18 protein-coding genes, 3 pseudogenes and 1 CRISPR repeat array (1 of these 22 cut by a window edge) are annotated in these 23,553 nt (G+C 37.6%); of the genes and pseudogenes, 12 read left to right on the top strand and 9 right to left on the bottom strand.

From position 1 onward, the window contains the following. Positions 1-122, top strand: a 122-nt coding sequence (secG, locus tag FJR38_RS28220) for a preprotein translocase subunit SecG (RefSeq protein ID WP_254449399.1), incomplete at its 5' end; no start/stop codon positions are given. A gap of 12 nt (positions 123-134) precedes the next feature. Further along, positions 135-902, top strand: a complete 768-nt coding sequence (locus tag FJR38_RS05930) for a peptidase (RefSeq protein WP_168535922.1) — start codon at positions 135-137, stop codon at positions 900-902. A 33-nt stretch (positions 903-935) separates the two neighbouring features. Here the strand turns inward: FJR38_RS05930 and FJR38_RS05935 are convergent. The 7 genes and pseudogenes from FJR38_RS05935 to FJR38_RS05965 form a co-directional block, all read right to left on the bottom strand. Beyond that, a pseudogene (locus FJR38_RS05935) lies at positions 936-1,384 on the bottom strand (DUF29 domain-containing protein). Positions 1,385-1,550: 166 nt separating this feature from the next. Then, on the bottom strand, positions 1,551-2,519 hold the full coding sequence (locus tag FJR38_RS05940) for an orange carotenoid protein N-terminal domain-containing protein (RefSeq protein WP_168495607.1): 969 nt from the start codon (positions 2,517-2,519) through the stop codon (positions 1,551-1,553). Positions 2,520-2,824: 305 nt separating this feature from the next. Next, positions 2,825-3,973, bottom strand: a complete 1,149-nt coding sequence (locus FJR38_RS05945) for a glycosyltransferase family 4 protein (protein ID WP_168495605.1) — start codon at positions 3,971-3,973, stop codon at positions 2,825-2,827. A 371-nt stretch (positions 3,974-4,344) separates the two neighbouring features. Further along, positions 4,345-5,952 (bottom strand): MFS transporter, encoded by a 1,608-nt coding sequence (locus tag FJR38_RS05950; RefSeq protein WP_168495603.1) that lies wholly within the window; start codon positions 5,950-5,952, stop codon positions 4,345-4,347. Continuing rightward, positions 5,936-6,858 (bottom strand): annotated as a pseudogene (recO, locus tag FJR38_RS05955) (DNA repair protein RecO). Before recO ends, FJR38_RS05950 begins: the two are co-directional and overlap by 17 nt. A gap of 101 nt (positions 6,859-6,959) precedes the next feature. Further along, positions 6,960-7,645, bottom strand: a pseudogene (gene deoC / locus FJR38_RS05960) (deoxyribose-phosphate aldolase). A 115-nt stretch (positions 7,646-7,760) separates the two neighbouring features. Next, positions 7,761-8,885 carry a DNA cytosine methyltransferase gene (locus FJR38_RS05965; RefSeq protein WP_168535924.1) on the bottom strand — a complete coding sequence of 375 codons (1,125 nt, stop codon included), beginning with the start codon at positions 8,883-8,885 and terminating at the stop codon, positions 7,761-7,763. Positions 8,886-8,933: 48 nt separating this feature from the next. Between FJR38_RS05965 and FJR38_RS05970 the strand changes: the two genes are divergently transcribed. Next, positions 8,934-9,455, top strand: a complete 522-nt coding sequence (locus FJR38_RS05970) for a hypothetical protein (protein WP_168535926.1) — start codon at positions 8,934-8,936, stop codon at positions 9,453-9,455. Between the two features lie 94 nt (positions 9,456-9,549). Further along, positions 9,550-9,801, top strand: a complete 252-nt coding sequence (locus FJR38_RS05975) for a hypothetical protein (protein ID WP_174763896.1) — start codon at positions 9,550-9,552, stop codon at positions 9,799-9,801. A gap of 181 nt (positions 9,802-9,982) precedes the next feature. Here the strand turns inward: FJR38_RS05975 and FJR38_RS05980 are convergent, their stop codons facing one another. Continuing rightward, on the bottom strand, positions 9,983-10,207 hold the full coding sequence (locus FJR38_RS05980; protein WP_168495642.1) for a hypothetical protein: 225 nt from the start codon (positions 10,205-10,207) through the stop codon (positions 9,983-9,985). After that, positions 10,191-10,676, bottom strand: a complete 486-nt coding sequence (locus tag FJR38_RS05985) for a type II toxin-antitoxin system VapC family toxin (RefSeq protein WP_168495595.1) — start codon at positions 10,674-10,676, stop codon at positions 10,191-10,193. Before FJR38_RS05985 ends, FJR38_RS05980 begins: the two co-directional genes overlap by 17 nt. Positions 10,677-10,705: 29 nt before the next feature. Between FJR38_RS05985 and FJR38_RS05990 the strand changes: the two genes are divergently transcribed. The 8 genes from FJR38_RS05990 (at position 10,706) to FJR38_RS06025 (ending at position 23,030) form a co-directional block, all read left to right on the top strand. Beyond that, a complete protein-coding gene (locus FJR38_RS05990) occupies positions 10,706-11,209 on the top strand; it encodes a hypothetical protein (protein ID WP_168535928.1) in 504 nt (167 codons plus the stop codon). A 295-nt stretch (positions 11,210-11,504) separates the two neighbouring features. Beyond that, a complete protein-coding gene (kdpA, locus tag FJR38_RS05995; protein WP_168535930.1) occupies positions 11,505-13,190 on the top strand; it encodes a potassium-transporting ATPase subunit KdpA in 1,686 nt (561 codons plus the stop codon). Between the two features lie 73 nt (positions 13,191-13,263). After that, entirely contained in the window at positions 13,264-15,363 is a 2,100-nt protein-coding gene (kdpB, locus tag FJR38_RS06000; protein ID WP_168535932.1) for a potassium-transporting ATPase subunit KdpB, read from the top strand. Between the two features lie 132 nt (positions 15,364-15,495). Next, a complete protein-coding gene (gene kdpC, locus FJR38_RS06005; RefSeq protein WP_168535934.1) occupies positions 15,496-16,095 on the top strand; it encodes a K(+)-transporting ATPase subunit C in 600 nt (199 codons plus the stop codon). Positions 16,096-16,386: 291 nt separating this feature from the next. After that, positions 16,387-17,538: an anhydro-N-acetylmuramic acid kinase gene (locus tag FJR38_RS06010; RefSeq protein ID WP_168535936.1), complete on the top strand. Its 1,152-nt coding sequence runs from the start codon at positions 16,387-16,389 to the stop codon at positions 17,536-17,538. A gap of 94 nt (positions 17,539-17,632) precedes the next feature. Further along, entirely contained in the window at positions 17,633-18,097 is a 465-nt protein-coding gene (locus tag FJR38_RS06015; RefSeq protein WP_168535938.1) for a hypothetical protein, read from the top strand. A 629-nt stretch (positions 18,098-18,726) separates the two neighbouring features. Further along, on the top strand, positions 18,727-20,352 hold the full coding sequence (locus FJR38_RS06020) for a serine/threonine-protein kinase (protein ID WP_168535940.1): 1,626 nt from the start codon (positions 18,727-18,729) through the stop codon (positions 20,350-20,352). Positions 20,353-20,396: 44 nt separating this feature from the next. Then, a complete protein-coding gene (locus tag FJR38_RS06025; protein WP_168535945.1) occupies positions 20,397-23,030 on the top strand; it encodes a DNA polymerase III subunit alpha in 2,634 nt (877 codons plus the stop codon). 411 nt (positions 23,031-23,441) lie between these two features. Continuing rightward, positions 23,442-23,553: a CRISPR direct-repeat array (repeat unit 37 nt; unit sequence ATTGCAATTTCCACTAATCCCTATTAGGGATTGAAAC) (it continues 869 nt past the right edge of the window).

The following is a 23,553-nucleotide window of genomic DNA, read 5'->3' on the forward strand; positions in this document are numbered from 1 at the left end:
AAGCGCAATTATTTAGCAGCACCAAGAGTGCCGAAAATACTTTAAATCGAGTTACTTGGGCATTAACGGTTGTTTTTCTGGGTCTAACTGTGGTTCTAAGTGCTAACTGGTTGCCCAAATAATTGAAAACGAACATGGGGAATATCACCCAAAATCAACTATTTTGGCGACGGTTAATAGTTCAATTTCGCTCACTACAAGTAGCAGTTCTGACTTTAGCGATAAGTACAGGACTGCTAGTTATTTTGAGTAATTTTCCAGTTGATGCTGTTTTGCCGGAACAGGGAAGAAACTCTCTATCTATTATCCAAAAACCCCATTCTTTACCACCAACTTTGGCACAATGGCAAGATCCAACAAATAGTGGTGATTATTTTGATCAAATCAAATCTACGAAAGTTGGCTATTTAATTTGGTCAATTTTTCCCATAAAAGTGAAGATAGAAACACCAACAAATATTAGTGAAAAACAATCGCAACTATGGGTTAGTAGTGTTTTAGAAGCAGTGCAAGAATGGAGTATTTATTTACCTTTGCAGATAGTGAAAACATCTGATATTGCAGATATTATCATTATTCGCAAAGCACCTCCTTTGCAACTTGATCCTAATAGGAAAATACTTAGGGCGCGTTCGGCTTTAGCTAGTTATGATTTATATAATTTCAATAATATTTTATTTCACCGTTTCACAATTCTGCTGAGTCCTAGTCAAACTGGTGATTATGTATTATCAGCAGCACGTCATGAACTTGGCCATGCTTTAGGAATTTGGGGGCATAGTCTTCTAGAAACTGATACTATGTATTTTGCTCAAGTTCGCAATCCACCGCTTATTTCTGCACGTGATGTGAATACTTTGAAGAAGGTTTATGAACAATCTACGAGTTTGGGGCATAATTGAATTTACTTCATGCAAAGGCACAAAAGTAAGATTTTAAGATGAAGGCAACCAGTTTTTATCTAAAATCTGATCTAAGGTGTAAGGACAGATTTCTGGTAAGTTGGTAAGTTTGGTTTTGGCTTTAACATAATCTAAGGCATTGCTGTAAATGAGATTGATATTTTCTGCTAAATGGTTGCGTAAGTTACTGGTTAATTCTTCATTAATTTGATTACGAAAACTAATAATTTCCGCAGCCCAATGGTTAGCATTTCTGGGCTTTTCTATATGCCAGTTTTGATAAAGTAGTAAATGTCTAATAATTTGTTCTAATAAACTTCTTACGCGTCTTTTTCGGTTTTCGCCAATTCTTCTAATTCTGCTATTAAGTTATCATAGTCAATCTCCCCTAATTGGCGAGATTTGAGACTTTCAATTGTCTCCTCTAACCATTGTGAGTAATTAGACTCATATAATTTGTTGATCTCAATAGCTGTTTTCATTTAGCTTGATACTTCATAGCTTGCTTATGCGCTTGAGCTAGTTCTTCCTCGTCAATACTATGATAACAAGTTTTTTATCCGTTGTCAATGGCGTTTTCTTCTTATAATTGGGAGGCTGTATAAATATATCAATGCAAACTTGATTTTTAACAGCCTCCTGATTTGATTAAACTCGACGTAGGTTCATTAGTTCTTGAGGAGATGCAAGCATATCAATGGCTACAAAGAAGATTTTTCCATCTGGATTGATTAAAAAGCGCCAAGAAATATTCATACCGACTGTGACACCAAACCAAGGAGTTTGCACTATCCCTGTGATTTTTAGTTGCTTAGAACCGTCTGGTTGAACTTCACAAATACCTTGTTGTGGCATCATGTTAAGTCCTTGTGCTTCTTCACGCATATATTTAGCGATCGCTTCTGGTCCTACAATTGGCTTTTGAAATGGTGGTTGTAGCGCACCGTCGTTAGTGAATAGGGCGATCGCATCATCAAATTTATCTGCATTCATGGCTTCAATGTAGCCTAATACAGCGGGTTCTGTAATCCCGTCAATTTTAACTGAGGAAATAACTGGGGTTGTCCGTTGGAAAGCAGGTTCTGTAGATTCTTTGGGGTAACTGCTTGGACCTAATTCAGAAGTATCAAAGCCCATATTTACTACGGTATTCCGTAATACGGTAATTTGCTGACCTTGATCAAGCTTTTGTGTAGCTTCTAACACAAATCTTACACCAGGAGACATTTGATAACCAACTGGAATGGGAGTAACGATTCCCTGTTTCATCAATTCTCCTAACTCATACCAAAAAGCGAGTTTGGTATTAACGCTAAAGAAACCATAGGAACGGCTGATAGGAGTATCAGCACGGCTGGCTAAATCCCGCATGACTTTGGTTTGATCTTCGCGTGTCATTTGCTTAATTTGAGTCAGCAAACTGTCTGCTAGTTGTAAACGTGCTGCTCCTGGTGCTGCGGGAGTAATGGTCTTACCCATTTCAGTATAAGCATACCAAAGATAAGCTAGTTGATCGTCAACGTTAAGTTGATCGAATAATGCTATGGTTGCGGGAATGGGACTAGGAACTTGAGTATTAGAAAAAATAGTTTGAGCAGACTGGATAGTTAAAGCCACAGTCGGAATCTCCAAGATAATTTGTTAATTAGTCGCTGTTGAGAGATAAGTTAAAAATGTTTATTATGAACTTATCTGCTATGTAAAGCAATGTAACGGCAATCTTAAATTTTGTAAAGTAACAGAAATTACGAATTGACAAAATGTATTAAATGTGATTTATAAAAAACTGGGATTTTAGTAGTTAAATCTACAATAAAAATCTTTCCCCCATAGAAGCAGAGAGAAAGATGTGATCAGTAATTCTCAATCGGGCTGGCTGATAGAGTAGTGTCAGCCATAATTATAATATGTTGAATGTCTGCTTAACTACCCCAACTTAGTGTCAAAGGTCGTTGTGCTAGAACTTGGCTATAAAGCTCTTCTAGTTGAGTAATATTATCACTGAGGGTATAACGTTCTAATACGCGATTTCTGGCTTTTTCTCCCAACAATGTTGTTAACTCTGGATGATCTTGGAATAGTGGTAACAGGGTTCTGAGTTGCGATCGCACACTGCTTGTATTAATTACAACACCTGCCCCTTTTTCTAAAACTTCCCCGTCTGCACCAACATCAGTAGCTAAACAAGCTAAACCGCAGGACATAGCCTCTAATAGAGACAAGGATAAACCTTCTACTAAAGAGGGTAAAATAAACACATCTGCACCCCGCAAAATTTCGATGCGGCGATTTTCGTCAGCGATAAATCCTAACCAGATGATGCCATATTCTCGCCCATAAAACGATTCCAAAGAAGGCTTTAATGGTCCATCACCGACAATCAGTAATTTGGTATTAGGTTCCATGTCTGATTGTTTCCAAGCACGCAAGAGAGATTCAACGTTTTTCTCTGGAGCAATTCTCCCTTGATAAACAAACAAACGATCTGCCCCAAATTCGGCCTTAATATGGGAAATACCAGGAGAATATTTGACAGTATCTACACCATTAGGAATGACAGCAATTTTACTTTCCCCAACACCCATGCTTGATAATAATTCCCGCTGAATTTGGGAAAAGATAATGACGCGATCGTAGTGATCCAAAAAAGGAGCGTAGAGTTGATAAGCTAGAAGTTGGGTACTAGATATTAATTTTGCGCCTTTCCCTGCAAATGGAGTGTGAAAAGTTGCAATGAGGGGCAAATTTAATTCTTCACAAATTTCTGGTAAGACAAAATCTAAAGTTGATAGAGTCAGAGAAGCATGAACTATATCAGGCTTAATTTCCCTAAGAGAGTCTTTCAGAACTTTAGTAGCTTTGAAAGAGGGAATTGTGTAAACCTGGGACTTGTAAATAAATGGTAAAGGAACTTCTTGACAATTAGGCCAATTGTCTTTGGTTGGTTCTTCTTGAGTAAAGTGGAGAAAACTAACCTCATGTTCCCTGTCTAGCAATCCGTTGGTAATTTCTCGACTGTAGGTGACGTTACCACAAAAGGGTGTTTTTTTTCCAATCCAAGCTATACGCATTCTTTGGTTATCTATGAAAGAAAAGCGAGTGTAAACAATACTGTTTTTATTATGCTGTTGTGATTGCTGAATTTTTGTGAATGACAAAAGCTCAGATGTTTTTAAATGACAGTAATGGCGAAACTCAGTAAATAAATTTATTGATAATGTTAATAAGTTATGAACTGTATAAATTAATCACAACTTAGATACTGATTATTTAGTTGATCCCCAGCAAGTATTTTACATCTTGCTGGACTAATTTTACCATGAAAGCCGATAGTTAGATACAGTTGTTGATTATTTACCAGATGATAACTTCCTAGAATGATAGTAACTGCCTAAGTGCTTAGAACCTGAATTGATCGTCAAAATTCTGCCACTACAGAGTTTTATTCTTGATGATTAACTGCTGAATCATGATTTCGGCTATACCAGGTAAAGAGACCCCCGCATAAGACGATGGCAGCCAAGGTAAAAAATACTACTTTTAATCCCACAAAAGTTTCCGCTACACCAGCTAAAGCCAAGGGGAGAGAGAGAGCAATATTAATCACATTATTTTGTAGTCCAAAGACTTTACCTCGCATAGCTGCGGGTGTTTCGGTTTGGATGACGGTTTGCATAGGTATACCGACTAGAGCGCCAAATACTCCCATAAGGGCGATGAATAGCAGCACTGGTAAGAGTTGGGTAGTGAATAGAGATAAACCGATTAAAGAGCCTGTCATTCCTAAACAACCCCAAAAACTGAGTTGTTTATAGGAAAAACGCTGGCCAAATTGACCAAGAATTGTTGCTCCTCCAGCCATACCCACACCACCAGATGCTAGTAAAAAGCCGAATTGAGAAGCTTTCAGATTAGGAATAATTTCTGCCATGCGAACTGCGAGAACAGTAAGGGCGGCAAAGACAGAAAATAAGATAATTAGTTGTAATAAAGCATTGCGGAGTTGATTATTCGCTTTGAGATAACTAAACCCGTCGCGCAAGTCAGAGAAAACATGAGGAAATTCTGTTTCTGGGGGGTGGGGTTTTTCTTTAGTTTGCAGTAGTAATAATATTAGTCCAGCGATCGCATAACTACCACCAACCAAAATTTCCTTACCCAGTCCACCACTACCACCTAATTGTGACCAGAGTCCATCGGCTAATGCTAAAACTGGTTCACCTACGGCAAAACCTATAATCAAAGAAGCCATCATTGTCGTTGTGTAGAGAGAATTAGCCGAAAGCAAATCCTCTTCTCGCACCACTAAAGGAATAGCTGATTGTTCGGCGGGGGCGAAAAATTGGGTTAAGGTAGAAACCAAAAAAGTCACACCTAAAATAATCAAAAAACCTACTGGTAAAACTCCCACAGGCCGCCAACCATGGGTTAACCAAAGTAGAGGAGGAATTACCAAAACCAGAATACCGCGCCAAATATTTGATGCTACCAATACGACTTTTTTTGACCAGCGATCTACAAAAACCCCGGCTACAGAACCAAAGAGAACTGCTGGAATCGTAAATGCCATCATTAAAGCCGAAACCCAACCACTAATACTCTGATCACTAGCTTGAAATTGGCTGTTAATCAAAGCAATCATTAATACTAAATAAACCTTATCTGCTAGTTGACAGAAAACTTGACCTGCCCAAAGAGCCAGAAAATTCGGATTTTTTAATACAGGTAAAAAACCCGCTTGTTTATTTTTTTCCGATGTGGCTTGTCCACCATCACCAGCATCTGTAAATGGCATCTTTTCTGGTGTTAAAACATCTTGAACGCCATTAATATTGCCATTTGTCTGTGTAATTTTTAATGATTGATCCGATTCTATTTCTGATGTACAAGTTTCATCTTGAGAAACATCCGGTGATGACATTTCTGGATTATGAATATGACTAAGTTTAGGTGGAGAAGCAACATTATGATCTGATGCTGTATGCTTTTTTTTAGCTTGGCTAGGTGAAAGAGACCGGCTTTTTCTATCTAAATCAGACGATTGCATCATGGTTAGCGGCAAAATAAGAATCAATCAAAGTGGCAGAGCGAATAGGTTGTCCAAAATGATACTGGACATACTGACGCAAAATTTGCTCAACAGATAACCAGCCAGAATAATCGGCTGAATCTATTTGTATTATCTCTGTTTCCGACAGATGTTGAAGCATAAGCAGTTCTTTCCCATTCAAACGACGAGAAATAATTGGTAACTCCTGCTGGTGAAAAACTGTTTCATAGCTGGGGTTAGAGGTTGAGGAATCAGGAAAATTTATGTTTTTTCTGGCTTCCGTCTCTCCATTTTCCCATTTCTCCTGCTCTATTTTTTTCGCAAGCTTTTCCAAGCATCTAAGCAAATTATCCCACCAGTGGGAATACTAAATCCTACTTGCCAGTGGGGATTTGTCCAGTCTGGAGTTAAAAGACGCTGGGTTAAGCCGCAAAATTCTACTTGGGGGGTGAGTCCTGCTAATCCTAAAAGGTGGAATACACCTTGGACTAGATGAGCAATTACAGCTTTTATTTCTGTTTTGGGGATACTTTCTAACCGCTGGAGATGTTCATTAAATAATTCATAAAGTTCTATTTGGGGTTGTTCGCTTAAAGCTTGACACAAGACTATTTCAGCTAAATATTGACTAGCAGCTAATTTACCTAAATCTTTAGATAGACCAGAATAAGTTTTTATAGTTTCAGCTTGAGTAATTCTATCGAGATTTCTACCGGGGGAAATTAGTAATTCATTGATGACAAATATCCCCATTCTCCCGCCCAAGCTGGAGTTTTGTTTACGAGTTCCCGGAGCGATCGCCCGAATTAACCCAAATTCATGAGTTAAAATTGTGACTATCTTATCTGATTCGCCGATCGCCTGAGTTTTGAGATTAATGCCAGTTGCTTTGTAGGTTTTACTCATTTTTAGTCAGTGGTCAGTAGTCAATGGTCAATGGTCAGTGGTCAGTAGTCAGTAGTAAAGGAAAAACAACTGACAACGAACAACGGACAACAAACAAATGACTACTGACTCGTTTCTTTTTCTGGGTTATTACGTTGACGGAGTAAATCTATCGCGCGAGATGTACCTAATCGAGTAGCACCAGCCATGATTAAATCTAAGGCTTCGTTGTGAGTGCGAATACCTCCTGATGCTTTGATTCCTACCCGATCTTTTGCTATTTCCTTTAAAAGCTTAACATCTGCTACAGTTGCACCACCATTCCAACCTGTACTGGTCTTTAAGAATGCAGCACCCGCATCCATAGCGAGTTCCGCAGCTATTTGTTTCTCCATATCCGTGAGGAGGTTGGTTTCGAGAATCACCTTTACAGGCTGTCCAGCTTCTTCGCAAATTGTAGCAATTTCCCGATGAACTTCCTCTGTTTTACCGGCTTTTAGCCATCCTAAATTAATGACTACATCTAACTCAGTAGCACCATTGTCTACTGCTTCTTTAGCTTCATACAACTTAACTGCTGAAGTCGTTGCACCATTGGGAAAGCCAATAACCGTACAAACATGAGGATTTTTTTATGAAGCAGTTCGGCTACTTGCTTGACATAGCAGGGATTTACACAAACCGCTGCAAAATTAAATCTGTATGCTTCATCGCACCACTGACTAATCTGCTCTGGCGTAGCTATTGGTAACAGCAGAGAGTGGTCTATAAATGGCGCAATATCAATATTGGGATAGTCTGCTGCCATCATTTGTTTTTCTGGTGTAGTGTTTATTAAACTTTATGAAAATTAAAGTATTTCTTATATATTAAACCACATACAGGAGAAGTGAGACAGTAGTGGCGCAGGGCGTGCGCCCTTATTATTGCAAGTCAGTATTTAAAAAGTCAAGAATAGTTTGTGCTAATGCTTTAGCTGCTAAGTATGGAACACCATTACCAACAGTTTTAAACATATTAGTAAGTGACATATTTTCTGGCAGTGAAAAATTAGCAGGTAAAGATTGAATAGCTAAAGCTTCTGCTACAGAAATGCGTCTAATTTTGTAAGGATGTAAATGGACTTCATTATTACCATAGCAAGCTGTGGGAGAATAACGCCATCTATGGAGACGTTTAAAAGACTTTTTGGAATCATCTCCTTCTTCAATAGTAGCAAATTTAATTTTACCTGCTCTGGGTTGAAAATAGTGTTTAGCATTGGGATGGTTGAGAACGTTATTTTTTCTAAACCAATATTCAACGGTGAGTTGTTCAGGAATATTTTCAGGACAAGGAATTATAGAATCTTCTTGAAATAGTTCGCACTTATTCCAAGGATGAGTAAACACTTTTTCTTGAGGATATAAAATATATTTTTCCCAAGGAAAGGTAAAATCATCTTTGATTTTCATATCTTTGAGAAAATTATCTTTAAAGCCTATTAAAATAATTCTCTCTCTATCTTGAGGGACACCATATTCAATAGAATTAATTAACCGTTCTGTTAAAATATAACCTGCTTGTTGTAATTTTATTTTTAATTCTTCAAAAAATAAACGGTGTTTTGTTGTTCTCCATAAACCTTTGACATTTTCAAATAAAAAGAAATCTGGTAAGTTTTGACAAATTAATTCAATATAAGCAGATGACAGTTTACCATTATCACCTAAATGTCCTTTGTTTTTGCCACCGACCGAAAAATCAGGACAGGGGGGACCACCAATAAAGCCAATTATATGATTTGATTTACGGGAATCTTTGACTAATTCATTTAATCGTTGTGCTGGTGTTCCTGTGATTAATTTACTTACGTCTGCGACTTCACCTTGATGATATCCATATTCAGGTTGTGGGAGGTTGAGTTTTTCCCGTGAATAGCGATATGCGGACATGAATGGGGGGAATATTTCGTTGACGTAAGCGATTTTATAGCCGCTGTTTTCAAAGCCTAAATCAAGGAATCCTGAACCGGAGAAAAAAGAGAAGACGGAAATAGTCTCATTCATTGGTAAGATCAAATGATGCTGTTTTTGCTGAATTAATTAAATATTATTATGTCTTCATCCGATTGGGAAAAGTTCTTATCTGAAGGAAAACGGGCAGTTGAAATAGTTCGTAGAGGGTTAATAAATCGCGGTATCAATGCTGGTGAATCAAGAATAACAGAATTTGGTACTGATGAAGATATTCCAATATATAGCAGTGATAATCAGTGTCAGCTATTTTGGGTATCCGTTAAGAGTGTTTCCAGTTTAGTGGAAAATCCCCGTATTTTACCTATTGGTTATCAAGGCTGGATGTGTGGTGAAGTTGAAAGCAAGCAATGGATTAATCCACCATCTGTCATTATTTGGTATTGTCTAGTCAATGGTATGGCCTGGGGTGCTATTCCTCCCAGACGGTTAAGTACCCGTTGGTTTATTTTTCCTAACCGTTGGGGAAAGATAGTAGACAAGCGCAAAACAAATGAGTTAGGTTATACAGTATATCTTTATCCAAGCTGGCTGTTACTACCGGATGAAATACTCAGCAAAGAAGAAACTATTTGCTATATTCAGAGGTTAAGTCAAGAATGAGTTGAATAGAATTATAATAGTATTTATACAGTTACCTGGATAGAGGTTACACAACAAAGATTAATATCTATACCAATTTAGAGGAAATGTAACTATGTATGAAGAATTTATAGATTTTGAGGGTATTTTCAATCTTGCATTTAAGCACACGGAAGAATTGATTGATCTAGGGTTTGATATTAGTGATCCTGCTGGTGTAACAGAACTTGAATGGATAGCAAATAAATATCCAGAAATTGCGGAACGTTGTAATGAAGCTTTGCTAGAACTAATTGAAAAGCAAGCTACATCTACTCCTGCATTTGTTGGTGTTGGATATTCTGAGAGTAATTTACATAGTTTTTGATTACATTATGAATGTAATCGGATTAACAATCATGAATATACCAGGGAATTAATTCCCTGTCTAATAGCTCAAGTCTACTTTAGTAGACTAAAGATTATTTTTTAGTTCACTTGAGTAGACTTTGACTATTAGCCTATGATTAAAATCGTAGGTGGTTTAGTTCCTTAGTGCAAGAGTTGAACTATTCAATAATTTCGTCATATTGATTTAAATCGTCTTCCGGTAATTGTTTTATTTCCATAAATACATCTTCCAAAGTTTTTTCATCTAGCCATTGATGACGTTCTTTTGTATAGTCTCCCTCACCAGGATGAAAATATTGAATAAACCGAATAGTATCAGCAACTCCCAGAGAATTAATTAAGGCATCATAGCCTTGTTTGATAATTTCATTTTGGGTTTTCATCATTACTTTCCTCTGCTTGTATTACTTCTGCCAGCCATTGCACAGGGTTATTAGTTTTGACGTTAATTAATTGAGAATATTTTTGATATTTTTTGATAAGTCTATCATCTGTTGTCAAAAATATATCTGCCTGACTTCTTTCAGCACTGGCAATGTGGGTGGCATCATAGCTGGAGAATCCTAATTTTTGGAGTTCAGCGGATCTGCTTTCAATGAAGGCGTTATTAATAACTTTAATTTTAGCAATAAAGAGTAATTTTTTGATGTTTTGTAATCTTTCTATATCAGGTGTTTGGTTTAATTCAGCGATTAAAGCACTACTATTGATGAGTTTCCAAGTCCCTGATTGACATTGACTCAGAATTGTCATAACTGCCTGTGCTTCTAAATAAATACGAGATTGCGTTTGATCATCAAATGGACGATTTAAACAACAAGCATCAAGATATATTATATATTGTGTAATCATAGTGTTTAATCATCTAAATCATAACTAAAATGTATAAATTACAAAGAATATTCAGCGGATTTGTATTACTATCGGTACAAGTAGTATATTGGATAATTAGTTCAATTGTTGATATTAAATATTTTTATCAAAAAAGGTTAGCACTGGCAAAATCTCAGGAAATTCTCGATTGGGTGAAAACTCAAAATATACCTTTAGATACTAGTGAAAGCTTGAAATTACCTGATCATATAGTAAATATCAGTCATGATGGGTTAGTTCAAGTTCTGCATACATCAGAGGATAGCTACTGTGTAGCAATTATAATTCAATATAAATATACAACAGGTGCAACACGAAGGGCTAAAGGTATATTTGTTTGTGATTTCCCCTTAAATCACAGATATTTGACCAAAATTCCTGATATTTGTCACCGGATTAATATATTAGGAGAATATCAAAAGCCATACAAAGTCGCCTGGGCGTTTACAAATCTTGAGGTTGAAAAGCAATATAATGATTGCTTGTTTGCAGTTTATCGTCAGTTGGGGTAATTAGTTTATTTCTAAAATCTACCAATAACTAGATAATTATATATACCTACGTAGACTTAACTATAATTAAAAGCATATTTTTGTTGAATAGTAAACTATATTTGATCTGTAGTTAAATAAATTAAAAATATACTGGATAAAATATTTAGCTAGATTCAGATAAAACGATACCATGTTGATGAATTGAGATGGTATAAAAATTATCTAATTGCTAAAAATTCAATTTACTACTAATTTAGACATGATTGTTGAGTATTGACTGGCTAGAACTTGAGTTGAATAGAGTATAAATTACATGGGACAAGGTTTTTTACAAATTGCTTTAACGCTGTGTATTGTCATAGTCATTACCCCAAGACTGGGAAAATACATAGCCCGCGTTTTTTTAGGAGAAAGGACAATACTTGATCCTGTTATGAAGCCAATAGAGGCAATAATTTACATTTTAGGGGGTGTGGGTAAAAAAAATGATATGAGTAGCTGGCAGTATATCCGCGCCTTGCTATTCAGCAATTTAATGATGGGTGGTATGGTTTATGCTCTCCTCTATTATCAGGAATTTCTACCCTGGAATCCCAATAAACTAGGGAGGATAAGATGGGATTTATTACTACATACTACTATTTCCTTCCTGACTAATACCAATCAACAGCACTACGCGGGAGAAAACACCTTTAGTTATTTTAGTCAAACATCAGCTTTAGGCTTTTTGATGTTTACTTCAGCGGCTAGTGGTTTAGTGGTGGGAATAGCCTTTATCCGCGGGTTGACAGGGAGAAAACTAGGAAATTTTTATGTTGATTTTACCCGTGCTATCACGAGGATATTACTACCTTTATCTATTATTGGGGCGATCGCTCTGATTATTTCAGGTGTACCCCAAACCTTAGCCGAAACTCTCGTAGTAGAAACCTTAGAAGGAAGAATTCAGTACATAGCTAGAGGTCCAGTAGCATCTTGGGAAATGATCAAAATGTTAGGGGAAAATGGCGGTGGCTTTTTCGCAGCTAACTCCGCTCACCCTTTTGAAAATCCCAATGGCGCTTCTAACTTAATCGAAATCATCGCTATGCTGGCCATTCCCACCTCTCTAATTTACACCTACGGCATATTTGCCAATAACCTTAAACAAAGCTGGCTATTATTTTGGATGGTGTTTATCATCTTTGTTTTCCTGATTGGAGTTACAGCCATAGGAGAATTGCAAGGAAATCCCCTGATTAACAATGCTTTGCGATTAGAATTACCTAATCTGGAAGGTAAAGAAGTCAGATTTGATTGGGCGCAAACTGCATTATGGGCAATTGCAACTACCGCTACCATGTGCGGTGCTGTCAACGGAATGCACGATTCTCTCATGCCCAATGGCATATTTTCTACCTTATTCAACCTATTTTTACAAATAATTTGGGGTGGACAGGGAGTAGGAACGGCTTATCTATTCATTTACCTGATTCTCACCGTTTTTCTCACCGGTTTGATGGTAGGGCGCACACCGGAAATTTTTGGGCGCAAAATTGAGAACCGAGAAATTGTTCTTGCTAGTGTAGTGCTGTTAATTCATCCAATGATGATTTTAATTCCCAGTGCTGTAGCTTTAGCTTATCCTATATCTTTATCAGGAATTAGTAACCCAGGATTTCATGGTATTTCCCAAGTAGTTTATGAATACGCCTCAGCCACAGCAAATAATGGCTCTGGCTTAGAAGGATTGAATAATGATACTTTATGGTGGAATTTAAGTACAAGTGTCAGCATTTTGGCAGGGCGTTATATCCCCATGATTGCCCTGATCCTTTTAGCTGCTAGTATGTCTGAAAAACAAGCTAGTGCCGAAAGTCGTGGGACTTTAAAAACAGATTCTCTACTATTTACTGGTATTACCGCTGGTGTCACTCTAATTTTAGGAGTTTTGACATTCTTCCCAGTTTTAGCTCTAGGTCCAATCGCTGAAGGTTTTAAACTCGCCGCTGGTAGTTAGAAGAAATGAGGTGATGAGGAGAATATTTCTCTTAATCACCCATTGTCAATTGTCAATTATCAATTATCAATATATGAACTCAGCCGCAAATACCTCTAATTCTAAATCGCCCCGTTCTCGTTATCGGCGCAAGAAACGTAAAAAAACGCGGGTAACAAACAACGGACTCTATTTCCGGTCAATTGGGGATGCTTTTATCAAACTACATCCTAAATATGCCATCAAAAATCCGGTGATGTTTTTGGTCTGGATAGGAACAATTATTACTTTCTTCGTGACCATTGATCCCGAATTATTTGGACCGATAAATCAAAACAACCCTCATCTGTTTAATGGCTTGTTAACTGGAATTTTGTTCTTGACGGTTCTATTTAGCAACTTTGCTGAAGCCATAGCCGAGGGACGGGGTAAAGCCCAAGCTGATACTTTGCGTTCCACCCAATCAGCAACGATCGCTAAAACCATCACCGTTGACGGCACAATTACAGAAGTTCCTTCCACTAGCTTGAAACCAGGAGATACCATCTATGTAGTCTCCGGTGATGTAATTCCTGCTGACGGTGAAGTGATCATGGGTGTCGCTTCTGTGGATGAATCGGCAATTACGGGCGAATCTGCCCCAGTTCTTAAAGAATCAGGTTCAGATGTTGCTAGTTCAGTTACAGGTGGTACGCGCATAATTTCCGATGAACTGATTATTCGCATCACTGCTGAACCAGGTAAAGGCTTTATTGACCGGATGATTGCCTTAGTAGAAGGAGCAGAACGCACCAAAACACCTAATGAAATTGCTTTAACAGTATTATTAGCGGTTCTAAGCTTAGTATTTTTATTGGTAGTGGCGACTCTTCCCGCCTTTGCCTACTATGTCAATAGTCCTGTTAGTGTCTCCATTTTAATTGCTTTGTTGGTAGCACTAATTCCTACAACTATTGGTGGTTTGCTGAGTACCATCGGCATTGCAGGTATGGATAGAGTTGCCCAATTTAACGTTATTGCTACCTCTGGAAGAGCGATCGAAGCTTGTGGAGATATAAATACCCTCATTCTCGACAAAACAGGGACAATTACCCTGGGCAACCGTTTGGCTGAAGAGTTTATCCCTATCAATGGTCACTCAATGTCAGAAATTGCTAATGTGGCCTTGGCTGCTAGTATTTTTGACGATACTCCAGAGGGTAAATCTATTGTCCGACTTGCAGAAAAGTTAGGTGCTAATTTTGATTTAGACCGCAAACAGGCACAAGGGATAGAATTTTCCGCAAAGACGCGCATGAGTGGCACTAATTTACCTGGAGGAAGGGAAGTGCGAAAAGGTGCAGTAGAAGCAATTAAAGGCTTTGTGCTTTCGCGTCATGGACAGGATAGCCCAGAATTAGATGTTGCTTACGAACAAGTTTCCCATCAAGGCGGTACACCTTTAGCTGTTTGTCTCGATAACAAAATTTATGGTGTGATCTATCTCAAGGATATTGTTAAACCGGGTATCCGTGAACGATTTGACCAACTGCGGCGAATGGGAGTGCGGACAATTATGCTCACGGGAGATAACCGGATAACGGCTTCTGTGATTGCTAAAGAAGCTGGAGTAGATGAATATATCGCGGAAGCTACACCAGAAGACAAAATCAGTGTGATTCAACGGGAACAGGCTGAAGGAAAAATCGTGGCGATGACTGGGGATGGAACTAATGATGCTCCTGCTTTAGCTCAGGCTAATGTAGGTGTGGCTATGAATACGGGAACACAAGCGGCTAAAGAAGCTGCGAATATGGTGGATTTAGATTCTGATCCTACCAAATTAATTGATATGGTGAGTATTGGTAAGCAATTGTTAATTACCCGTGGGGCGTTGACGACGTTTTCGATCGCTAATGATATTGCTAAATATTTTGCGATTATTCCGGTATTGTTTACTGCTGCTAATCTAGGAAGCTTGAATATTATGAAGTTAAGCAGCGTCAATTCGGCTATTCTCTCGGCGCTGATTTACAATGCTTTAATTATTCCGGCTTTGATTCCCCTAGCATTAAAGGGAATTAAGTTTCGACCTTTGACAGCTAATCAACTTCTCCAACGAAATATTTTAATTTATGGCTTAGGTGGGGTGATTACACCATTTATTGCTATTAAGTTAATAGATATGATGCTCACATTTGTGGGTTTAACGTAAATAATTACGTGAGTAAGTAATCGGATAAAATTAAATTCACTTGTTGAGAGAGGGAACAGGGAGCGGGGAACAGGGAACAGAAAAATCAGAATGTTATAGGAAACGGTATAAAATTAGATTCAAAATTACATTATGTCTATGATCAGAGAAGCTATCAGAGCAATCAGAATAACTCTGGTAATTTGGTTATTAACAGCGATTATATATCCTCTTTTTGTATTGCTAATAGGTCAGTCACTGTTCCCATTTACAGCTAATGGTAGCATGATGTTAAATATCAATGCTCAACCGATTGGTTCGACTTTGATTGGTCAAGGATTTACATCAGATAGCTATTTTCATGGTCGTCCCAGTGCTGTTAGGTATAGCCAAGGTAAAAAAGCTCAACCTACTGGTATTTCTGGGGGTAGTAATCTTGCGGCTACTAATCCAGAACTCAAGGAACGCATTCTCAAGCAAGTAGAAGAATTTCAGGATGACAATAAACAACCTCTAGCTGATTTGATTTATACATCAGGATCTGGTTTAGATCCCCATATTTCTTTGAAAGCAGCAAGACAACAAATAGAGAGAGTAGCACAAGCACGAGGCATAAAAGAAGATGAGATTATTCCTTTAATTACTAAATATATTGATGGGAGATTTTTAGGATTTTTCGGTGAACCAGGGGTGAATATTTTACGTTTAAATTATGCTCTGGATTTACAAGATATTAATCGTCAACGGAATTAGTAATTAGTCAGTTGTTTAATATTTGAAAGATCCGTAGGGTGCGATCGCGTAACGCACTCTATAAATACTTAAGTTAAGGAAATTGTCTGAATCAGGATATATGGTTACTGAGCGAAGTCGTTCGCGGAGCGTGGCGTTAGCCATAGTACAGGATTTAAGGATGAACAGGATTAAGACTGAGATTTTATCACCAATCACCAATTACCAGCCTCATAAATATGAGTATTGTTTTGACATGGGTAATTGTATGAATTACACTACCATTGACAATCTATAAAAATATTTGAGTCAATGCACCCGACTCGCGTGATTGGTTTAATGAGTGGTACATCTGTAGATGGGATAGATACCGCTTTAGTAGAAATTTCTGGTAGGGATTTGGATCTGAAGGTGGAATTACTAGCAGGAGAAACATATCCTTACCCTCCTCAAATCAGGGAAAAAATTCTGGATCTGGGGGCTGGTAGTGCTGTATCAATGCTAGAGTTAGCTGCAATAGATGATGCGATCGCTCATGCTTTTGCTGAAGCTGCTCAAAATATTCAAGCTGGTTATAAAGCGGCTACTTTGATTGGCTCTCATGGTCAAACTGTATACCATCGGCCACCCCAGATAGGAGAAGAATTAGGTTATAGTTGCCAATTAGGACGGGGAGACTTAATTGCCCATTTAACAAATATTACTACTATCAGTAATTTCCGAGGTGCTGATATTGCTGTCAGTGGTCATGGTGCGCCGCTTGTGCCTAAAGTTGATGCTTATTTACTCAGTCATCCCCATGAAGACCGTTGTGTTCAAAATATTGGTGGAATTGGGAATGTAACTTATCTCCCAGCCCGTGGTGATAATTGGTTATCGCAAATTCGGGGTTGGGATACAGGTCCTGGTAATAGTTTATTAGATTTAGCTGTAGAGCATTTTACAAATGGTGCTAAAACCTATGATGAAAACGGTGATTGGGCAGCTAGTGGGACACCATGCAATCCATTGGTAGAACAATGGCTAAGTCAAGAATATTTCCACTTACCACCCCCTAAATCTACTGGACGGGAGTTATTTGGCATAAATTATTTGCATCATTGTTTACAAGATGCCCAAGCCTACGAACTCAATCCCGCAGATTTTTTAGCAACCATTACAGAACTGACAGCAGCTTCTATTGTTCATAGTTATGACACTTTTCTCACAAGAAGGCCACATAAGGTGATATTGTGTGGTGGTGGTAGTCGCAATATTTACTTAAAAAATAGACTAGAGTTATTGTTGGGGAAAATACCGATTGTAACTACTGATGAATTTGGCTTGAGTGCCGCTTTTAAAGAAGCGATCGCCTTTGCGGTTTTAGCATACTGGCGAAACATGGGAATTACGGGTAATTTACCCGCTGTAACAGGAGCATCCCATGATGTGCTTTTAGGGGAAATTCATGGTAATCATAGCTAACTCAGCTATATTTCCGCCTTTTTCTCTCAGAAGACTATGGTAATACGTATTTCTAAAATTTTACTGTGCTGGATTAAAACAAGGAATTTAGCAAGTGGGTCATACTTTTTTATTAGAACCAGGACGTTGGGTAATGCAAGGTAATTGGCTGGAGCGCAATAGTCCACCAATCCCCTTGAAAGGTTTAACATTGGTTGTTTGGAATCGAGATAATTGGTTCTCTATGGCTACAAAATTAACATTCCCAAACAGCGATCGCGCAGAAATCTCTTTTCAATACAAGGGACGACTTCATGATGGAGAACGCCAATATACTTTTTTGCTCCAGCATAATTCTTTAGGACAAGTAGAAGGTGAAGGTTGGATTTGCCCAGAGACAATTGTGCAGCGTTATTGGGTAATCAATGACACTTCTAGTGAGGGAAACTATCGTCAAAGACGTAGTGGTTTTGAAACCTTGCATCGAATTAATGACGATCAATATTACTTAACAAGCGGACTGCTTGCTGGTCATTTTTTAGACAGTACAATGGAAGCTAGTCTAGAACGTCAAATATAATTGTTACACTCATTTATAAATATGTGAATCATAGCCATGACAATCCTATTCAATTTGGGCAAAAACTCAGTATATACTTAGGGCTAGAAATCATAGGGACGTATCCCTGACGGGACTGGAAGCATCAGCATTTGGTGTAAGGGCGAAGCATTCGATGTAAGGGCGTTCGCGAAGCGTGCTGGAAGCATCAGCATTCGGAAAATAAACTTGGGAAAAACCGATAATTTATCACCTGAATGCTTCGCCCCTACAGGAGTCAGAAGGAAGAAGAATATTTCGCACTTACTCCTTGCGGACTGGCCTCTGCTCCTTTGTGCTAAGGTAAAAATCTGATTATGTAGTGTAACTCTTATGGGGTGGGCAAAAAGCCAGCCCTTAATGTGCTTTTAATTCAAGCACAAAAGTATAGTAACCTTTAGTAGTAGAAATGTACTCAATGCGGATTAATCAATTTTACGTAAATATATGGGTAGGATTGAGTATCTTGCGTAAATCTACTCAAAAAAGGGATAATTAGCTTGGAAACCGTTGTCTGATCTAGACTTCATCTCTTAATATATCCCATCTATGTAAACAGAACCCACAAAATTGTCCTCTGAATTGTTAAACATTGGAGTCGAATTTTTTCTATGTCAGACCCCAACATTGGTCGCTTACTCGGAAACCGCTACCACATACAAGAACTAATTGGTACTGGAGCAATGGGACGAGTTTATTGTGCTAAGGATACTTTGTTGGGCGGTGTCCCCGTTGCTGTTAAGTTTTTGTCTCTATCAGTCCAAAACGAAAAAATGCGCTTGCAAGACCGATTTGAACGAGAAGCAAAAACTTGCGCTTTACTAGGTCAAAAAAGTATCCATATTGTCCGAGTGATGGATTATGGCGTAAATGAAACATACTATGTGATGGAATATCTACAAGGACAAAGCTTGAGTAATATAATTCGCAAGCAAATTCTGACCTTACCTAGATTTCTGAGCATGGCCAGACAGATTGGGCTGGGATTACAGTGCGCTCATGAAGGTATTATTGTAGATGGAAAAATTTGTCCAATCATTCATCGTGATATTAAACCTAGTAATATTATGGTGATTCAAGATCCTAGTTTTGGCGAATTAGTCAAAGTTCTAGATTTTGGTATTGCTAAATTATTAATATCTGATAGCGACCATACAAAGTTCTATTTAGGGACTCTAGCTTATTCTTCTCCTGAACAAATCGAAGGCAAAGAATTAGATAGTCGCTCTGATATCTACAGTTTTGGTATCATGATGTTTGAAATGCTCACAGGGAAAATGCCCTTATTAGCACAAACTAATACCTTTGGAGCATGGTATAAAGCCCACACTAGGGAAAAACCTCGCTCTTTTACGGAAACTTCTCCCACTGTGCCAATACCAAAGCAGTTGGAAGATTTAATTATGAGTTGTTTATCCAAAAAAGCTAGTGAACGCCCTCAAACTATTAGGGAAATTATTAATATTCTTACCGTTCTAGAACAGCATAAAGATATACGCAATATTAACCAGGATACTCTGACAATTACGAATGCCTTTGCATATACAGGATCAGAAGAAACTGTTCAAGGTAATTTCCCCTTAGTTCCTACACCAATAGGGAAAATAAAACCTGAAGCGTGGGTATCTCCAATTCCCGATAATAATACATCATCAGAATTAAAAAGATATTCAATCAATGATGATGTCACCCAACTTGTTACTTGGCCAAACAATAAACCAATTGCAGATATTGTGTTTATTCAACCTATTTACCACAACAAAAATCTGTTACCCGCACTTTGGGTAATGTTACCCCAACAAGAAATTCAAAAACGTTTAGTTTGTACTCGCTACAATCAATTTTTGTTTATTTCTTCTCCCCATCCAGTAGTGTTATGGATTACAGTTATTTATACCCGTCAGCATGGTGCTAAATGGTTGCCTTACTATTTGGATCTCAAGACTAGTTTTGGTCAAGAAATTACGCGGTTATTACAAAATACTGGTCAATATCGTTTATTATTCTTTGCCAAAGAAACTCCTAATCCTTGTACTCATATATTGCCGTCAAGTATTGCACCTGCTCAACGTGAACGATTACAAGAATGGCTACAAGCTAGTAGTTTTTCCAATTCATCAACAGATCCTCAGATTAGTAAAAATTTGTTGAAAAAAGAATATGAAAAAATTAAATCTAAAATATTATCTAAGTTAGAAACCATTGATACAGATTCTCCTTTTGATCTTTCTGGTTGATCAAGTTGTTAATATAAAATTCCGTTACTTTACCAAATACTAATATGTCATTTGTTCCTTTACATATTCACAGCGATTACAGCTTGCTTGATGGGGCTAGTCAACTACCAGAATTAGTAGATAGAGCGATCGCATTAGGGATGAAAGCGATCGCCCTCACAGATCATGGTGTCATGTATGGCGCAGTTGAACTCATCAAAATCTGTCGTAACAAGAACGTCAAGCCAATAATTGGCAATGAAATGTATATTCTCAATGGTGAGATTGACAAACAAGAACGTCGTCCTAAATATCATCAAGTCGTATTAGCTAAAAACACACAAGGCTATAAAAACTTAGTTAAAATTACCACCATTTCTCACCTCCAAGGAGTACAAGGTAAAGGCATTTTTTCCCGTCCTTGTATTAACAAAGATTTACTCAAACAATATCGAGAAGGTTTAATAGTCACCAGTGCTTGTTTAGGTGGAGAAATTCCTCAAGCAATCCTGAGTAATCGGCCAGATGCAGCCAGAAAAGTTGCTAAATGGTATAAAGAAGTATTTGGTGAAGATTTTTATTTAGAAATTCAAGATCATGGTTCACAAGAAGACCGAATTGTGAATGTAGAAATCGTCAAAATTGCGCGGGAATTAGGGATTAAATTTATTGCTACAAATGACTCTCATTTTATCTCCTGCTTTGATGTAGAATCCCATGATGCCTTGCTCTGTATTCAAACAGGTAAACTAATTAGTGAAGATAAAAGAATGCGGTATAGCGGCACAGAATACCTCAAATCTGCCGAAGAAATGCAACAGTTATTCCGTGACCATTTAACCGATGATGTCATCGCTGAAGCCATAGCAACAACAGAAGAAATTGCTGATAAAGTTGAACCTTATCATATTATGGGTGATCCGCAAATTCCCACACCCACAATCCCTTCAGGACATACTGCGGATACTTATGCAGAAGAAGTTGCATGGGAAGGACTTTTAGAAAGATTACATCGCAAATCTCGCAATGAAGTAGATCCAGTCTATAAAGAAAGATTGGAATATGAATTAAAAATGATTCAAAAGATGGGATTTTCTACCTACTTTTTAGTAGTGTGGGACTACATCAAATTTGCACGAGATAATAATATTCCTGTTGGTCCGGGACGGGGTTCTGCGGCTGGTTCTTTAGTAGCTTATGCCATGAAAATTACGAATATTGACCCCGTACATCATGGTTTACTATTTGAAAGATTCCTGAATCCTGAACGGAAATCAATGCCTGATATTGATACGGATTTTTGCATTGATAAACGCGATCAAGTCATTGATTATGTAACTAATAAATATGGTGTTGATAGAGTTGCCCAAATTATTACTTTTAACCGTTTGACATCAAAAGCAGTGTTAAAAGATGTCGCTAGAGTGTTGGATATTCCCTATGGTGAATCTGACAAAATGGCGAAAATGATTCCAGTGGTGCGGGGTAAACCCACTAAGCTGAAAGTGATGATTTCCGATGAAACTCCTGAACCAGAATTCAAAGCCAAATATGATAATGAACCTCATGTAAGGCGCTGGATTGATATGGCCATGCGAATTGAAGGAACTAACAAAACCTTTGGTGTTCATGCTGCTGGTGTGGTTATTTCCGCAGAACCATTAGATGAACTTGTTCCCCTCCAACGCAATAATGATGGTTCTGTAATTACTCAATATTTCATGGAAGATTTGGAATCATTGGGATTATTAAAAATGGACTTTTTGGGTTTGCGTAATTTAACCCTAATTCAAAAAACCATTGATTTAATTGAACAAAGTAAAGGATATCGAATTGATCCTGATGAAATTACAGGACAAGAAAGAAAAGCCCAAAAAATATTAGCTAAAGGTGATCATACAAGCTTACCCAAAGATGTAGCTAAGGCTTATTCATTATTAGAAGCTGGTGATTTAGAAGGGATATTCCAATTAGAATCTTCTGGAATGAAACAGATAGTTCGAGATTTGAAACCTTCCAATATTGAAGATATTTCTTCTATTCTGGCACTTTATCGCCCTGGTCCTTTAGATGCAGGATTAATTCCTAAATTTATTAATCGTAAACATGGTAGAGAAGAGATTGAATATGATAGTCAAATTTTAGAACCAATATTAAATGAAACCTATGGAATCATGGTTTATCAAGAGCAAATTATGAAAATTGCTCAAGATATGGCTGGTTATAGTTTAGGACAAGCTGATTTACTCCGTCGGGCTATGGGTAAAAAGAAAGTATCGGAAATGGAGAAACAAAAGCAAAATTTTATTGATGGTTCTGCAAAAAACGGTGTAGTACCGCAAGTTTCTGAACATTTATTTGGGGATATGTTGAAGTTTGCGGAATATTGTTTAAGTTATGATACGGAAATTTTAACTGTTGAATATGGCTTTTTACAAATTGGGGAAATTGTTGAAAAACAGGTTGAATGTAGTGTTTATACTGTTGATAGTAATGGAATGCTTTACACTCAATCAATTGCCCAATGGCATAATCGTGGACAACAGGAAGTTTATGAATATTTGTTAGAAAATGGGGCAATTATTCGCGCTACAAAAGACCATAAATTTATGACTGACGAAGGGCAAATGTTACCTATTGATGAGATTTTTGCCCAAGGATTAGATTTGTTACAGGTGGAAAGTTTACCGCTGTCATAAATCTTGGTGTTGATAATACGTGATAATATACGTTAATCTGTGGTTCTAAGCATTTAGTTGTATTATGGTTTAAATATTCCTCAACTATTTATATTCATGATTTTCTAAAATCGCTATGACGGATCACCTTTTTATTTTGGAACAGGGGTGAATAACTACGAAATCAGGCTCTTTTTTTGGTTTTGTGCGCGAGGAGGTGGGTGTAAAAAATCTATTTTCTCTCAATTTGGCTGAAATTATATCTACATAAGGCTTTGACTGATTTTTTCTATCTACACTCTCGCGCACCTTACACAGTAAGAGTTTCGGCTATTTTTCTTCTTGACACTTTTTCTGGAATGGACTATTATGATATCAGTCGCGCAACCGAACCTTGAAAACTATATATACTCAGGCTTTCAGCGCCCCGCTATTGCAATTTCCACTAATCCCTATTAGGGATTGAAACAGTAATTTGTGGGATGAGGAACTTACTTAATTTTATTGCAATTTCCACTAATCCCTATTAGGGATTGAAACTTAC

Source organism: Anabaena sp. UHCC 0253 (assembly GCF_009712085.1).
Lineage (GTDB): Bacteria > Cyanobacteriota > Cyanobacteriia > Cyanobacteriales > Nostocaceae > Dolichospermum.

What these genes read in the sequence shown, in the direction of transcription:
- FJR38_RS05930 (WP_168535922.1), top strand. Translation starts at nt 135, where the DNA reads ATGGGGAATATCACCCAAAATCAACTATTTTGGCGACGGTTAATAGTT.
- FJR38_RS05945 (WP_168495605.1), bottom strand. Translation starts at nt 3,973, where the DNA reads ATGCGTATAGCTTGGATTGGAAAAAAAACACCCTTTTGTGGTAACGTC.
- FJR38_RS05950 (WP_168495603.1), bottom strand. Translation starts at nt 5,952, where the DNA reads ATGATGCAATCGTCTGATTTAGATAGAAAAAGCCGGTCTCTTTCACCT.
- FJR38_RS05965 (WP_168535924.1), bottom strand. Translation starts at nt 8,885, where the DNA reads ATGAATGAGACTATTTCCGTCTTCTCTTTTTTCTCCGGTTCAGGATTC.
- FJR38_RS05970 (WP_168535926.1), top strand. Translation starts at nt 8,934, where the DNA reads ATGTCTTCATCCGATTGGGAAAAGTTCTTATCTGAAGGAAAACGGGCA.
- FJR38_RS05975 (WP_174763896.1), top strand. Translation starts at nt 9,550, where the DNA reads ATGTATGAAGAATTTATAGATTTTGAGGGTATTTTCAATCTTGCATTT.
- FJR38_RS05980 (WP_168495642.1), bottom strand. Translation starts at nt 10,207, where the DNA reads ATGAAAACCCAAAATGAAATTATCAAACAAGGCTATGATGCCTTAATT.
- FJR38_RS05985 (WP_168495595.1), bottom strand. Translation starts at nt 10,676, where the DNA reads ATGATTACACAATATATAATATATCTTGATGCTTGTTGTTTAAATCGT.
- FJR38_RS05990 (WP_168535928.1), top strand. Translation starts at nt 10,706, where the DNA reads ATGTATAAATTACAAAGAATATTCAGCGGATTTGTATTACTATCGGTA.
- kdpA (WP_168535930.1), top strand. Translation starts at nt 11,505, where the DNA reads ATGGGACAAGGTTTTTTACAAATTGCTTTAACGCTGTGTATTGTCATA.
- kdpB (WP_168535932.1), top strand. Translation starts at nt 13,264, where the DNA reads ATGAACTCAGCCGCAAATACCTCTAATTCTAAATCGCCCCGTTCTCGT.
- kdpC (WP_168535934.1), top strand. Translation starts at nt 15,496, where the DNA reads ATGTCTATGATCAGAGAAGCTATCAGAGCAATCAGAATAACTCTGGTA.
- FJR38_RS06010 (WP_168535936.1), top strand. Translation starts at nt 16,387, where the DNA reads ATGCACCCGACTCGCGTGATTGGTTTAATGAGTGGTACATCTGTAGAT.
- FJR38_RS06020 (WP_168535940.1), top strand. Translation starts at nt 18,727, where the DNA reads ATGTCAGACCCCAACATTGGTCGCTTACTCGGAAACCGCTACCACATA.
- FJR38_RS06025 (WP_168535945.1), top strand. Translation starts at nt 20,397, where the DNA reads ATGTCATTTGTTCCTTTACATATTCACAGCGATTACAGCTTGCTTGAT.